The sequence below is a fragment of the Cuspidothrix issatschenkoi CHARLIE-1 genome, assembly GCF_002934005.1.
Lineage (GTDB): Bacteria > Cyanobacteriota > Cyanobacteriia > Cyanobacteriales > Nostocaceae > Cuspidothrix > Cuspidothrix issatschenkoi.
The window spans coordinates 1-14,552 of the sequence record NZ_PGEM01000066.1 but is presented as its reverse complement, the minus strand read 5'-3'; the positions used below and the strand labels follow the sequence as shown (position 1 = coordinate 14,552).

At 34.1% G+C, this 14,552-nt stretch carries 11 protein-coding genes; 6 read left to right on the top strand and 5 right to left on the bottom strand.

Translation table 11 applies throughout. The features are described 5' to 3' along the window. Window positions 1–33: 33 nt before the first annotated feature. The 3 genes from CUN59_RS09750 (at window position 34) to CUN59_RS09740 (ending at window position 5,295) form a co-directional block, all read left to right on the top strand. Window positions 34–1,311: a DNA methyltransferase gene (locus CUN59_RS09750; RefSeq protein WP_104387668.1), complete on the top strand. Its 1,278-nt coding sequence runs from the start codon at window positions 34–36 to the stop codon at window positions 1,309–1,311. A 21-nt stretch (window positions 1,312–1,332) separates the two neighbouring features. Continuing rightward, window positions 1,333–2,259, top strand: a complete 927-nt coding sequence (locus CUN59_RS09745; RefSeq protein WP_104387667.1) for a Bpu10I family restriction endonuclease — start codon at window positions 1,333–1,335, stop codon at window positions 2,257–2,259. Window positions 2,260–2,406: 147 nt separating this feature from the next. Then, window positions 2,407–5,295, top strand: coding sequence for a type IIG restriction enzyme/methyltransferase (locus CUN59_RS09740; protein ID WP_104387666.1), 2,889 nt, complete (start codon window positions 2,407–2,409; stop codon window positions 5,293–5,295). A 304-nt stretch (window positions 5,296–5,599) separates the two neighbouring features. Here the strand turns inward: CUN59_RS09740 and mgtE are convergent, their stop codons facing one another. After that, window positions 5,600–6,949, bottom strand: a complete 1,350-nt coding sequence (gene mgtE / locus CUN59_RS09735; protein ID WP_104387665.1) for a magnesium transporter — start codon at window positions 6,947–6,949, stop codon at window positions 5,600–5,602. Between the two features lie 522 nt (window positions 6,950–7,471). Between mgtE and CUN59_RS09730 the strand changes: the two genes are divergently transcribed. Further along, window positions 7,472–8,431, top strand: a complete 960-nt coding sequence (locus CUN59_RS09730) for an orange carotenoid-binding protein (RefSeq protein WP_104387664.1) — start codon at window positions 7,472–7,474, stop codon at window positions 8,429–8,431. A 79-nt stretch (window positions 8,432–8,510) separates the two neighbouring features. Next, window positions 8,511–8,852 (top strand): fluorescence recovery protein, encoded by a 342-nt coding sequence (frp, locus tag CUN59_RS09725; RefSeq protein ID WP_104387663.1) that lies wholly within the window; start codon window positions 8,511–8,513, stop codon window positions 8,850–8,852. Between the two features lie 162 nt (window positions 8,853–9,014). Here frp and murJ read toward each other — a convergent pair whose 3' ends face one another. Then, window positions 9,015–10,625: a murein biosynthesis integral membrane protein MurJ gene (murJ, locus tag CUN59_RS09720; RefSeq protein ID WP_104387662.1), complete on the bottom strand. Its 1,611-nt coding sequence runs from the start codon at window positions 10,623–10,625 to the stop codon at window positions 9,015–9,017. A gap of 583 nt (window positions 10,626–11,208) precedes the next feature. Here murJ and CUN59_RS09715 point away from each other — a divergent pair. Beyond that, the gene (locus tag CUN59_RS09715) at window positions 11,209–12,546 is read left to right on the top strand and encodes a serine/threonine-protein kinase (RefSeq protein ID WP_104387661.1); all 1,338 of its coding nucleotides are present in this window, start codon (window positions 11,209–11,211) and stop codon (window positions 12,544–12,546) included. Between the two features lie 218 nt (window positions 12,547–12,764). On the opposite strand, the gene CUN59_RS09710 is transcribed toward CUN59_RS09715, so the two are convergent. Genes CUN59_RS09710 through CUN59_RS09700 form a run of 3 tightly spaced genes read right to left on the bottom strand, consistent with a single transcriptional unit; the run spans window position 12,765 to window position 14,075 of the window. After that, window positions 12,765–13,052: a hypothetical protein gene (locus tag CUN59_RS09710; RefSeq protein WP_104387660.1), complete on the bottom strand. Its 288-nt coding sequence runs from the start codon at window positions 13,050–13,052 to the stop codon at window positions 12,765–12,767. After that, window positions 13,045–13,584, bottom strand: a complete 540-nt coding sequence (locus tag CUN59_RS09705) for a hypothetical protein (protein WP_104387659.1) — start codon at window positions 13,582–13,584, stop codon at window positions 13,045–13,047. Before CUN59_RS09705 ends, CUN59_RS09710 begins: the two co-directional genes overlap by 8 nt. After that, complete coding sequence (locus CUN59_RS09700) at window positions 13,581–14,075, bottom strand: DUF4365 domain-containing protein (RefSeq protein ID WP_104387658.1); 495 nt, start codon at window positions 14,073–14,075, stop codon at window positions 13,581–13,583. Before CUN59_RS09700 ends, CUN59_RS09705 begins: the two co-directional genes overlap by 4 nt. Window positions 14,076–14,552 lie beyond the last annotated feature (477 nt).

Genomic DNA, 14,552 nt, shown 5'->3' with positions numbered 1-14,552 from the left:
AACAAATAGTGAATAAAATAGGAGAATAAACCATTGTTAACATCAGTCATTTCCATAATTGATATCTTTAGTCAAGTGCAAACAATTTCTAATAATTGTAAATCCCTTTCTCCAGAACAATTAGACTTGCAAAATAAAAATAGAACAAGTATTTTACCCTGGAGAGGTCAATTTTCACCTGAGTTAATAGAACTATTTCTCAAAGTTTATGCTCATCCTAATGATGTCGTCTTAGACCCATTTGCAGGTAGTGGAACAACCTTATTTGAAGCTGCACGTCAAGGTTTATCTTGTTATGGTACTGAAATAAATCCTGCTGCTGTAGAAATGGCTAAAACTGCTCATTTTGTCAATATAGAACCCACCAAAAGACAAAAATTAATTAAATTAGCTGAGGAAATTATTGATAAACATTTATTACCCTTTGCAGGAGATTTATTTTTTTATGGCTTTTCTGAAAAACAAACATCTTTAGATAAACAAGAAATCGAAGAAAATTTTATTATTAAAATCTTACAAGAATGTGATAATGAACAGATATTAAAAAATTTACTGATCAATGCAATTATTAACTACCATCAACAAAATCAACCAAGAGAATTAATCACCTTTAAAAAAGCATTACAAAAGCATATCAATATTATTAAATCTCTGCCCTATTCTCCTCATCCCTGTCAAGTTATTCATCAAGATGCTAGAAATATTCCTTTATCAGATAATAGCATAGATATCGTGATCACATCTCCTCCATATATTAATGTATTTAATTATCATCAAAACAATCGTATAACAATGGAAATGTTAGGTTGGAATTTACTAACAGTAGCGAAATCAGAAATAGGTGCTAATAGGAAACATCGTCAAAATAGGTTTTTAACTGTTATTCAATACGCTCTAGATATACTGGATGTGTTGAAAGAAATTCACAGATTAATTAAACAAGATGGTAGAGTAATTATTGTAATTGGCAGAGAATCAAATATACGTGGTGTACCTTTTAAAAATGGTACATTATTAGCTAATTTAGCTGTTCAAGGTGCGGGTTTTAAAATTGATTTAATTCAAGAAAGAAAATTTAAAAATAAATTTGGTAAAATAATTTATGAAGATATTTTACATTTAGTCCCTGAAAAAAATCCTCACATAGCAGATGACACTTTAGCGATAGAATTAGCAAAGGAGTTTTTAACAACAGCTTTAGAAAATATAGAAGGAGATATTTATGAAGAAATAATTAATGCTAAAAACCGTGCTAATTTGGTACAAAAATCACCTATATTTAAAGCTGACAATAACGTTACCCAAGATTAACTAAGATTAACTTTTTAAGTTATGAAAACTTATTCTACCCCACATTTTGAAAAACTAAAAGCTTTACTGGATAATTCTAAACTTCCAGTTAATGATAAACCTAGAGTTACTGAAGCAATGGACATTTATGAAACATGGATTAACAATTTAAGACAAGCTATAATATCTCAAGTGACATCAGAACAAATGTTCAATACTCTATTAAACTTGTTGATTGATTACAAAAATTATATAGATATCAAATTAATTTTTGATAGTCCTAATGATTTTTTATATAGACAAAAGGGGCAATTAAAATTAGATAATACGATAATTGAGGAATTTTTACCATATCTGATTAATCCCATTATTATACCAGAAATAGAAAAATTAGATGCCGAGGTTGGACCTATTAAAGCATTTTCTTCTGTTTATTTTGAGTCTAGTTTAACAATTCCAGCTTTAGGAGGTGGTTTAAGTATTAGAAGCAAAAACCAAGATTTTGCAATTACTAGAAAACTCTATTTAAAAGCATCTCATTTTCCAGATTTTACACAAGAAAAAAGTATAATTACTAATCTGGCTTATATTGCTGTAGAATGTAAAACCAATCTTGATAAAACCATGTTTCAAGAAGGATGTGCAACCGCACATGATGTCAAAACCGCAGTTCCTGGAGCAAAATATTTTCTAGTATGTGAATGGTTAGATATGTCTCCCATTAGCACTGCTCCCACAGATATTGATGAAGTCATTTTGTTAAGAAAAGCCAAAAGAATTAATTCTAATATTAGAACACATTTCGCCACTTATCAAGGTCGTTTAGATTATCGAGATTATTATATTCAATACTTAGAAAATAATCCATTTAGAATTGAAGTTTTTCAGCATCTTATTAATAATATTCGTAACCTTTTAAATAATGAAGGTTTAGATGAGAGTAATGTTTTGGAGGTTGGTTATTTTTGAATAAAGTCCCGGTGATTAAAAATTACTTTCATCTATGATATAGGACTCCTATTTGATTTTTTAACAAACTCAGTATACCTTGATTTCTTCTTTTCTGTTCTCTGTTCCCTATATTGCTAAATTTCATCAATATCAAGGTGTGAAAAAATGAACTTATTAAAATTACCTTTTACTAATGATAGTAATACTCTTGATAAAGGTTTTTACAGTGAATTACTACATATTATCGGTTTGGTAGAAACTAAGGAAGGTGGTAAAAAGCTGATTCAACGTCAAAAAGAACATGATAGAAATATGGGTTCATTAATAGAAAATGCTATTTCCCAAGTTGATAGTTTAGATAAAATCTCTCGTTTAGAAAAACCGGAACTATTTGGAGAAACTTATCAAGAACAACTTTTTAATCTAGGTTTAGAATTAGCAATTACTTGGATAAATAGAATATTGTTTTTAAAATTATTAGAAGCTCAATTAATTAGATATCATAAAAATGATCCGTCTTGGGGATTTTTGAATTTACAAAAAGTTACAAATTATGATGATCTCAATAGTCTATTTTTTAGTGTATTAGCTCGTAAACCACAGGAAAGAAGTCAGAATTTACAAAAAAAATTACAAGAAAGATTTGCTCATGTTCCTTATTTGAATAGTTCTTTGTTTGAACCGACAGACATTGAACAAGAAACTATTTGTATTAGCAATTTGAGAAATGAGAAATTACCCATTTTTACTGGTACTATTTTAAAAGACAATAACGGTAAAAAACTGACTGGAGAAATTAATACCTTAGAATATCTGTTCGCTTTTCTCAATGCTTACAATTTTAGTAGTGACACCGGGGAAGAAATTCAGGAAGATAATAAAAGGTTAATTAATGCTTCTGTGTTGGGTTTGATTTTCGAGAAAATTAATGGTTATAAAGATGGTTCTTTCTTTACTCCCGGTTTTATTACTATGTATATGTGTCGGGAAACCATTAGAAGAGCGGTTATCCAAAAGTTTAATGATGTTAAAGGTTGGAATTGTGAAACTATTGATAATTTATATGATAAAATAGAGGATAAAAAAGCAGCTAATGATATTATTAATGGTTTGAAAATATGTGATCCTGCTGTGGGTTCAGGACATTTTTTAGTTTCTGCTTTAAATGAAATTATTGCGATTAAAAGTGAGTTAAAAATTTTACTGGATAGACAAGGTAAGAGATTAAAGGAATATAGTTTTGAGGTTGCTAATGATGAGTTAGTTGTGACTGATGAGGATGGTTTATTATTTGAGTATAACCCGAAAAATCAGGAAAGTCAACGAGTACAGGAAACTCTATTTCATGAGAAGCAAACGATTATTGAAAGTTGTTTATTTGGTGTGGATATTAACCCCAATTCTGTAAAAATCTGTCGGTTGCGTTTGTGGATTGAACTTTTAAAAAATGCTTATTATAAAACCGATAGTAATTACACTGAATTGGAGACTTTACCCAATATTGATATTAATATTAAATGTGGTAATTCTTTAATTAGTCGTTTTTCGTTAGATGCTAATTTGCAAGTTGCTTTAAGTAAGAAGAAATACACTATAGAAGATTATAAAAATGCTGTGAAAACTTACCGCAATGCTGAGAATAAGGAGCAAAAGCGGAAAATGGAAAGATTAATTCAGGAAATTAAGGGTAATTTTAAAACTACATTGGGATTAAGTGATCCAAATAAAACTAAGTTAAGAAAGCTAGAGGGTGAGGTTGAGAATTTGGAGAATCAAACTTTTCTGATTCCAGAAACTAAAGCTGAGAAAACTAAGCGGGAGAAAAAAATTGCTAAGTTAAATAATGAGATGGATAAGTTACGGGTTGAGATTGAGGATATAGAAGGTGGTAAAATTTATGAAAATGCTTTTGAATGGCGTTTTGAATTTCCTGAAGTGTTAAATGATGAGGGTGTTTTTGTTGGTTTTGATGTGGTTATTGGTAATCCTCCCTATGGAGTACAATTGAGCAAAATAGAAAAAGCAATCTTAAATCAAATATATGAATTTAATACCACAGAAACAGCGATTTTATTTATTAAAAAAGGATGGGATTTATTACACCAGCATGGATATCAATCCTATATAATTCCCAAATCATATACATTTGCTTCTAATTATGAGAAAATTAGACAATTTACTGTTAATAATTTAATTAGTTTAGCTGACGGGGGTAAAGTTTGGCCAGATGTAAAACTAGAAGTATGTATTTTCATTTTAACTAAGATATCCGAAACCCTAACTTATAGTTCACATAAAGTTACAGCAGCTAATTGTGAAATTATATTTCAATGTTATTTAGATAAAGATTTAGTTAAAAGATTTAATTTTTTACCTAATGGATTAAGTATAGAAGAAATAAATATAGGTTTAAAAATTTTAGCAACTTGTCAAACCTTAAATGATATATCTACAAATCAAAGAGGTGCTATGATTCAGAATTTAATTTCTGATCAGGGTGATAGAGATGTTATTGGTGGTGCTGAAGTACAAAAATATGGAATTAAAGGTATTAAGGGTAAGATCTATTTAGAAAATGTCAATGAAAATAAAGCATTTATTCATCAAAATTCCCTATTAGTACAAAATATAATAGCCCATATTGAAAATCCTAATGATCATATCAAAATAACTGCGGCCATTCCCAACAGAAATGATTATATTTTAGCTGATACTATTAATCAAATTCAGTTAAATGGAAATTTCAATCCTGAGTTAATTTGGAGTATTCTGCATTCTAATTGCATTAATTGGTATATTTATAGATTTATTTTTGCCAAATCTATCAGAACTATGCACTTTGATAATACCACAACTTCCAGAATCCCTATTCCTAAAGTTATTGATGTAGATATACAAGAAATTTTATCAGGATTAGTTAATAACATTCTTGCTGTTAAAAAATCAGATCCCAATGCAGATACAACCGCATTAGAAACAAAAATTGATCAAATGGTTTATCAACTATATAATTTAACAGCAGAGGAAATTGAAATTATAGAAAGTTCTCAATAAAATCGCTTTATCCATATCCCCAACTTCTGATATTAATTAGGGTTTGTAGGTTGGGTTAAGCAACAGCGCAACCCAACAAATGCTTGAAAATGTTGGGTTTCCTAAGAGGATGTCTGAAAACTTTTTTCTGTGGTATTCAACACTTGTAGATCCCCCTAAATCCCCCTTATAAAGGGGGACTTTGATAGATTTATTCCCCCCTTATTAAGGGGGGTAAGGGGGGATCTCGATCAAATATGACACTTATCAGACACCCTCTAACGTTAACCCCATCTACCCAATATCTGATGCTGAAAATTATATTTCATGTTTGTAAATGAAATACATTTAACGCCAGAGAAATCATACTCAGAAAGGTTAAAAAACCGATGGTATCTAACATGGTTGTGACTAGCGGACCACTCATTAAAGCGGGATCTAATTTCCACCGTTTTAAACCCATTGGTAACAAAGTTCCTAAAGTAACCGCTACCATTGTATTAGTAGCCATGACTGCACCGGCAATTAAAGCTACCCATCTTTCCTGGGGTTTAGCCCAAATTAAGGAAAGGGCGATCATTGTCATTCCTAATGCTAAGGCTGTACCTAAACCTGCTAACAGTTCTTTGCGGAGGATTTTTGCGGTGTCTCCCGGTGTAACTTCCCCTACGCCTAAACTCCGAATAGTTACGGTTAAGGCTTGTATACCTACAGTTCCCCCAGTGTTAGAAAATATGGGCATAATCACAGCGAGGACAGGTACAGCAGCGATGACTTGTTGAAAGGGAGCGATCGCACTGGCCGCACCAATATATAATCCCATAATCCCCAATAACCAAGGTAAGCGTTTGCGAATGGTGATATGTGCAGGAGATAAAGCTTCTTCATCCCCACTCACCCCTGCCAATTTTTGGATATCTTCTGTGGCTTCTTCTTCTAAAATATCTACTACATCATCAATCGTAATAATACCGACTAACCGATCTTCTCTATCCACTACAGGCATAGCGATTAAATCATAACGCTGCATGATGCGGGCAACTTCTTCCTGTGGGGTTTCTGTTCTTACCTTCACAACATGGGGACTGGCAATATCTTTAATTAATACATCGGGAAAGGTAAATAATAGCTGACGCAAAGAAACAACACTGACTAAAGTGCGATTATCATCCGTAACATAGGCGTAGTAAATTGTTTCCTTATCCTCATCCTGTAGGCGGATTTTACTGAGGGCTTCACCTACAGTTAAGCCTCGCCGCAACCGGACGTATTCTGTGGTCATTACCCGTCCCGCAGTCCCTTCTGGATAGCCGAGAATGGTGGATGTGGCTTGTCTTTGTTCGGGGCTGAGTTGTTGTAATAGGCGTTTGACTACTCCTGCTGGCAGTTCATCGAATAATTCCGCCCGTTCATCGGGACTCATTTCTTCAACTAAATGGACTACCTGGGCATCATGGAGGGAATTAATCAGTTCTTCCTGTACTTCTGTGGGTAAATATTCAAATACATCTATTGCTTGATCTTTATTGAGTAATCGAAAAGCGATCGCCCTTTGTTTTTCAGGCAATTGGCTGATGTACTCCCCCACATCTACAGGTTGCAAACAATTAAGATTATATTTAAGCTGATTTAAGTCAGCAATATCTAAGGAATTGCGAATTTCCTGGGTAAGCATAATTAAAATCTCCTAAAGTCTCCCCCGCGCTGGGAGGCTTTCTCACCAGCTTAGAGGAGGATACTACTGCCATCTATTGGACTTTTGTCCATAACCTTTTGTAAAATTGGATATCAGTATGGGAATGAAAAAGCACTGCTAAATGATAAGTTTAGCCCGGAATTGAGTTTTCCGATAGATGCTGGGTCATATTGTTGTCCCTTGCACCAGTTGTGACAGAAAAATCAACGACGAGTACGGCCTTAGCCCTGAGAGGGTTTTATTATTTATTCACAATCGTTAATAATAAGTATCCCTGACTTGCTTTTAGGTTATAAACAAACCCTATTGTATATTACTCCGCTTAGTAACTCTTGTTTGATTATGGTATTGATAAGAATTAATGATGAAAATATTTGTTAACTATTGTAAACTTTTGTGATATTGTAACAGGGTACACAAAAGCTTAATTATCCAGGTTTCGTACCTTACCATATTTTCGCCAGTTACAAATTTAATCTAAACACCGAAGGTTTACACATAATGTCCATTACCATTGACTCAGCCCGGAGTATTTTCCCCAAAACCTTATCTGCTGACGCTGTACCCGCGACTATTGCTAGATTTAAGCAGCTTAGTGTAGAGGATCAATTAGCATGGACTTGGTTTGCTTATCTAGAAATGGGTAAAACAATCACCATAGCTGCTCCTGGTGCTGCTAGTATGCAATTTGCAGAACCAACATTAAATGAAATTCGGAATATGACTTTTGATGAACAATCACAAGTAATGTGTGATTTAGCTAATCAGTCCGATACCCGGATTTGTCGCACCTATGCTGCTTGGTCTGCCAATATCAAACTAGGCTTTTGGTATCAACTTGGACAATGGATGGATCAAGGTATCGTTACTCCCATCCCCGCGAATTATCAACTTTCTGCTAACGCTCAAGCAGTTTTGCAAGCGGTTAGAGAACTAGATCAAGGTCAACAAATTACTGTTTTACGCAGTTCTGTAGTTGATATGGGTTATGACATCAACAAGTTAGGCGACTACACTAGAGTTAGTGAACCTATTGTTGCACCCAAGGAAATATCACAACGAAGTCAGGTTTCTATTGAAGGTGTTACTAATCCAGTAGTATTAAGTTACATGAATAACATGAATGCCAATGATTTTGGTAGTCTGATTCAGTTATTCGCAAATGATGGTGCTTTGCAACCTCCTTTCCAAAAACCAATCATTGGTAAAGATGCAATTCTGAGATTTTTCAAAGAAGAATGTCAGAACCTTAATTTACTTCCAGAACGAGGAGTTTCCGAAGCAGCAGAAGAGGGTTTTACTCAGATAAAAGTCACTGGTAAAGTACAAACTCCTTGGTTTGGTGCTGCGGTAGGAATGAATATGGCTTGGAGATTTTTGCTCAATCCTGAAGGCAAAATTTTCTTTGTAGCAATTGATTTACTAGCATCTCCCAAAGAACTGTTAAATCTGATTCGCTAAAGTGCTTTTGAAAAACTAAATCATGATCTAAGCGCTCTTTATTGGAGAGCGCTTATTTGTTTTCAGTAAATATCGGAGAATGGTACAAGTGAATGAAGTAGAATGGTCTAATACAGAGAAAAATGTAGCTAGGAAAGCATTTGATCAAGCTTATATTCGGGAAGTCAATACTTTAATTAAAGAAGTTTGTCAACAAGCAAGTGTAATTTCCGATCTGAATCATCTATGGGAATTACACGATTTCTTGAGCGCCAGGAGGCACGAATTAGATGGTAAGTATGATTACCGTTATTCAGTTTTGATATTTGTCTTTGCTAGATTGCTTAATGAGGGTTGGTTGCATATCAATGAACTAGAAGGATTGGCCAAAGATAAACTAATTAAAATAGAGGCTCTTGCACGTATGCAAAACTTCAATTAGGGAACACAAAAAATAAATTATCCAATTTTGTGGGCATCTTGCCTGTGACTCCATGAGATTTACTATGTTTTAGTAGTAGATCAATTTGCAATAGATGGGCTTTGGGTACTTGATGAAGTAGAAGCAGGAGGATTTTTCTTGTTCCTGAACTCCTGCTGTAATTTATTTCTTCAAAAACTTTTGTCCCATCTTCATCACAAACATATTCACCTCTGGAATATTCATTTTGGAAGCAAGGAGGGCAAATACCCCAATTCCTACTAAAGCCGATATAGATAATTCTATTAGTAAACTAATTAAATTCTGTTTACCTAGCATTTGCTGGGAAACCATTAAAGTTCCAAAACTAGCTACACCAGAGACAATACTACCAATAGTTAAACCGAAAATTGGGAGTACCCATTCTCGCCAAGGTAAACCATTAAGTTTGCGGTTGAGTAAGAATAACAACATCAACATTGAACTACAATTAACTCCAACTGTAGCTAAAACTAACCCAGGCGCACCAAAAGGTTCAACCAATAATAAATCTAATACAGCATTGAGAACAATATTAAATGTACTAATTTTAAATGGTGTTTGTCCATCACCTAAAGCATAAAATACCCTGACTAAAACATCCCTGCCTAAATAGACAAACATCCCAATTCCATAGGCAATTAGGAGAGAAGATACTAACTGAGTGGCTTCTTGTTTAAATGCCCCCCGTTGATAAACTATCTCCACAATTGGCACGGATAAAGATACCATTAAAGCCCCTAAAGGTAACATGGTAACGGCAGTTAATAAAAGTCCTTGACGAATACGTAATTTTAGTTCTTCCCAATTTTCCGGACCAGCAAGTTTAGCAAATGTGGGTAATAAAGGCAGTAAAATAATATTAGAAATAATACCCAAGGGAGTTTGTACTAAAAGATTGGCATAGTTAAAACCTGCGGCTGCCCCAGGAATAGGACTGGCAAAATAAAGATCAGTAGCAACATTAATGGGCATCATTCCTGATGATATTGTCGCTGGAGTCATGATTTTAATTACTTCTTGGACTCCAGGAGATTTAAAATTAAATCTTAACCGTAATGTTCCTAAACCTAAGCGCCATTGGACAATTGACTGGACTAACCATTGCAAAATTCCCCCCGCTAATGTCCCCCAAGCTAATACCATACCCCCGATGAAAGCATATTCAGGACTAATAATTGCTTTACCATATTGGAGGGCTAAAATACCAATACCGATGATAACGGTAATACTTGATAATAAAGGACTAATGGATAACAACCAATATTGATTTGCTGCATTTAAAGTTCCAAAACCAATCCCAATTAAACCAGCAAATAAGGCTAAAGGGGACATGATTTGGATTTGACGGATAGCGATCGCTCTTGTAGTTGCTTCTAAGCCATGACCAACTATATCAACAATATACTCAGCACAAAAAATTTGGGCAACTGTCACCACCAGCAACAACCCACCGACAAGAGTTGTAATTGTTTCTACAATAGGTGCAGATTCTTCTTGCTTATGTTTAGCCAAAACACTGACAATGGCACTATGTAAAGGCCCATTGACACCACCAAGTAAAATCAACAGAAATCCAGGAATAATATAAGCATAACTATAAGCTGTGGCCGCCGCACCCACACCAAAGGCAGCCGCGATTATTTGCTGTCTAATTAAACCAAATACTTTACTAATTAATGTTGCTGCGGCTACAATACCAGCAATGCCAGCAAAAGAACGACCAGGTTTTTGATCTTGTTTTTGTTCAGTCACGAATAATACCTATAAACCGTTAATTAACCCTTGCAGAGTAAACGTCTGAGAATATTTAACCGACAGATTCTACCATCTATCGGGTAATTTCTTAAAAGGTGTGTCAGATATCAACAATCTGGTTATTTACATAATTTATAATGTCTGACGCACCCTACGGCTACGACTATTGGGTAATTTCTTAAAAATGGACTCAAAACTTATTGTCAATAAACAGCAATTATAGCAACCGCCACATCGGTTAGGACAGTAGGGGCGAAGCATTCGGGCAGATAATTTATGGCTCTTACCCTGATATTTTTTGCCCGAATGCTTCGCCCATCCCCTAAATTTATGTCCTAACCTTCCTGGCGACTGCTATATCACCCTGAGTAGAGGAAGTCATCTGAAATACACAAATATTAAAATATTTGCTTGATTTACCAATAACCTTAATCCAAAGATATATTTAGGACTTACGCACAAAGCAATCAAAAACCTGATTCTTTCGTAGGGGTAATTCATGAATTACCCCTACTTTCGTGATGTTTTGCGTAAGTCCTGATATTAAAGACATCCAACACAGGTTAGCAGGGTTAACACAGTGATCGGCAAAATCATTAAAGGACGCTATCAAATTATCAGCCTTTTAGGGCAAGGTGCATTTGGTACTACTTATTTAGCAAAAGATAACGACTTACCCGGATATCGTTGCATAGTTAAGCGTTTTACCCCATCAAGTACAAATTCAGAAGTATTAAAAAAAGCTACAGAGTTATTTGCCAGAGAAGCTGAAACATTACAAAAGTTTCCTAAACATGATCAAATTCCCACACTTTTAGCCTATATTCAAGAAAATCAAGATTTTTTCATCATTCAAGAATACATTGAAGGACATGATTTAACAGAGGAATTATCAAAACATCCTGGTGTTCCCATTCAGGAAAATTTTGTCATTCAATTATTAATAGATATTCTGGAAGTATTAGCAATAATTCATCAACATAATATCATTCATCGAGATTTAAAACCTAGTAATATTAGAAGAAGAACCAAAGATAATAAAATTGTGATTATTGATTTTGGTGCTGTTAAACAAGTAGGAGATCCAGTACAAACAATTATCGGTACTCCTGTATACATGGCACCAGAACAACTACTAAAAAGACCACAACTGAATAGTGATATTTATTCTATAGGAATCATTGGTATTCAAGCATTAACAGGAATTAATGCTGCAAATTTAGAAAAAGATAGTATTACAAAAAAAATAATTTGGCGAAGTAGTGACAAAGTTAGTCATAAATTGGCCAATATTTTAGATAAAATGGTCAGTGATGATCCTACGGAACGTTATCAAACAGTACAAGAAGTCTTAAAAGATTTAAGAGGTGGTGGTAATAAATTAAATTTATGGTGGATAATTATAGGTAGTTTTTTACTAGTTACAGGATTAGCAATATTTTTGTTTATTAAACGTCCTCTTCCTGAATGTGGAGGATCAACATCACCATATTCTCATGAGGGACATCAAGTAAATATTGCATATCCTCAATGTTGGAGACGGGATGATTCAGAAGATCCTTACGGTAAAATAGTAACATTTATTCAACCTGATCAAAAGGCCAAGTTGATTATTAATGTTTTTGAATATTTACAGAATTTAGATAATTACCAAACATCAGAAGTTAAGGATTTGGAAGTATCCTTAGATATGGCAGATATAATTAAACAAGATGATACTATTATTGCCAATAAACCAGGTAAAATCATCGTTGTTACTGCTAAAAAAGATGATGGTGAAAAAATCAAAAATATGTATTTACTAACGTTAAGAGGAACTACTGCCTATCGCATTACCTACACCACATCAGAAAAAGATTATGAGCGGTTTTTACCAACGGTGGAAGAGATGATAAAATCATTAGAAATTAATAAGTAAGTTGAGAATCAGATCCCCGACTTCTTAGAGAAGTCGGGGATCTTAGGGAATTTCTAAATAAGCTGTTACGCAGCTAGATCCAATAATCCTAATATTGTTATTTTTTGTAGTGCGGGCATACTATGGCTAACGCCACGCTACGCGAACGGCAAACTCAGTACAAGTCTTGCCCGCAATAATTATACAAATTAAATAGGTATTAGTATCCAGTAAATAAATCATAATAAATCCCAATTTCTATGATCACACACACCTTGCTCTCCTCTAATTAAAGGTTCTCCTTCCCATTTTCCTGCGGTTTCTCGGAAAAAATCAGCCGGATAACCTAATTCTTCAGGTGTTAGTGTGAGTGATTCTACAGTATCATAGGACTTACGCAAGATGTAACTGAAACCCTGATTATTTCGTAGGGGTAATTCATGAATTACCCCTACTTTCGCTCTATTTTGCGTAAGTCCTATATCATAAAGGATGATTATTTCTAGTTCTTGATTGGTGTCATCCATCAATTTGTAAATTCTTCGCATTTTTGAGAATAAAATGATTATCTTCTTTCACTAAATCACCCATACAGTGAATTTGCAACCGTTCTTGATAAGCCTTAATAGCTAAGATATAATCCTGATTACCTAGAACTGTTTTAATCTCTTGTAATTTCTCAAACACTGCACCTAATAATGTAATTTCTCCTCTCAGTTTATCAATTTCTGGAGTAGAGATTTGCATGACAACACCTTGAACAGTAAAGTTAGGATAATTAGTGATAAATTCGCTTAAAATATCAAATTGATCTCTATTTTCTACTATCTCTAATGTTTTTAAAATATCGCTAATTCTTTGGGCATAATCTCCTAAATTATGTTGAAGAGGTAGCAAAATTTCATATTCATCTACGGTATCTTTTTTTAAACGCCAAATTGCCCCAGCATCATTATAAATTCTTCCTGTTTCCTGCCATCCTGTAGCTTGGAGGTGTGCTTGTATCACATCAGGTTGAACTGTTTTGAGTGTTTGACTATCTTTGATGGTAACTTTCATGGCAATTCTCCAAAACTAATCCGTTGCATGATGGTTTGTAGTGCATCTGGTGTAAACTGATTACTACGAGGTATTTCAATAGTAACATTTGTTGTATTTGTGGTATTTGGCATCCCGTGTAATGAAACCCAGTAAGCACAATATCTCAGACACAGTTCCCCTTCTTTTTGTTTTATCCAGTCTGTGATTTTTTCAGGAACTAAGACAACTACTAAAATTCTCGGAACAAGAGAATTTATTCTTAAATCATGATAATTTTTGATAATTAGGGGATATTTAATAGAGTTTTCTTCAAGAACATCTCTAGCAGTACATTTAAGTTGTAATTCCAGTCTGGGAGAAAAGATTTTACCTGTTCCACCTCTGCTAAGTATACCTAAATCTACACTATCATTGTCTATTTCTGGTCTGTATATAGAATAACCTGATACAGCGGCAATCGCTCTAACATAAGTGATGCTAAATTGTTCTTTTTGTTGGTTAATATCCATTAAATTAGAAATTTAAACTCAAATTAAAACACTCCCAATAATACCCCAAAAATTCTTTTGTCAGAATCAGGATACCCAGGATGTAAGAGGATGTCTGAAAACTTTTTTATGTGGTATCCAACACTTGTAGATCCCCCTAAATCCCCCTTATAAAGGGGGACTTTGATAAATTTATTCCCCCCTTATTAAGGGGGGTAAGGGGGGATCTCGATCAAATATGACACTTATCAGACATCCTCTAAGGATGTCCAGGATTTTTATAATCTCCAAATTGTCAAGATTATCCTTAACTACCCCTTGACAAATTTCTGAATTTACCCTATCATTAAATTATAGTGGGAATCTGTGTCGCCATATATAGTAAAGAAAAACAGATATCAAACATCCCCAAAAACTCATCAGCCCAACCATAGTTAAACATCCTGGATATCCTTTAATCCTGGATATCCTGATTCAGACCTTAACGGGTGACAAGGC

Bases quoted from the DNA above. Each gene is read 5' to 3' on its own strand.
- CUN59_RS09730 (WP_104387664.1), top strand. From the start codon at position 7,472: ATGTCCATTACCATTGACTCAGCCCGGAGTATTTTCCCCAAAACCTTA.
- mgtE (WP_104387665.1), bottom strand. From the start codon at position 6,949: ATGCTTACCCAGGAAATTCGCAATTCCTTAGATATTGCTGACTTAAAT.
- CUN59_RS09705 (WP_104387659.1), bottom strand. From the start codon at position 13,584: ATGAAAGTTACCATCAAAGATAGTCAAACACTCAAAACAGTTCAACCT.
- CUN59_RS09710 (WP_104387660.1), bottom strand. From the start codon at position 13,052: ATGGATGACACCAATCAAGAACTAGAAATAATCATCCTTTATGATATA.
- CUN59_RS09700 (WP_104387658.1), bottom strand. From the start codon at position 14,075: ATGGATATTAACCAACAAAAAGAACAATTTAGCATCACTTATGTTAGA.
- frp (WP_104387663.1), top strand. From the start codon at position 8,511: ATGGTACAAGTGAATGAAGTAGAATGGTCTAATACAGAGAAAAATGTA.
- CUN59_RS09745 (WP_104387667.1), top strand. From the start codon at position 1,333: ATGAAAACTTATTCTACCCCACATTTTGAAAAACTAAAAGCTTTACTG.
- CUN59_RS09740 (WP_104387666.1), top strand. From the start codon at position 2,407: ATGAACTTATTAAAATTACCTTTTACTAATGATAGTAATACTCTTGAT.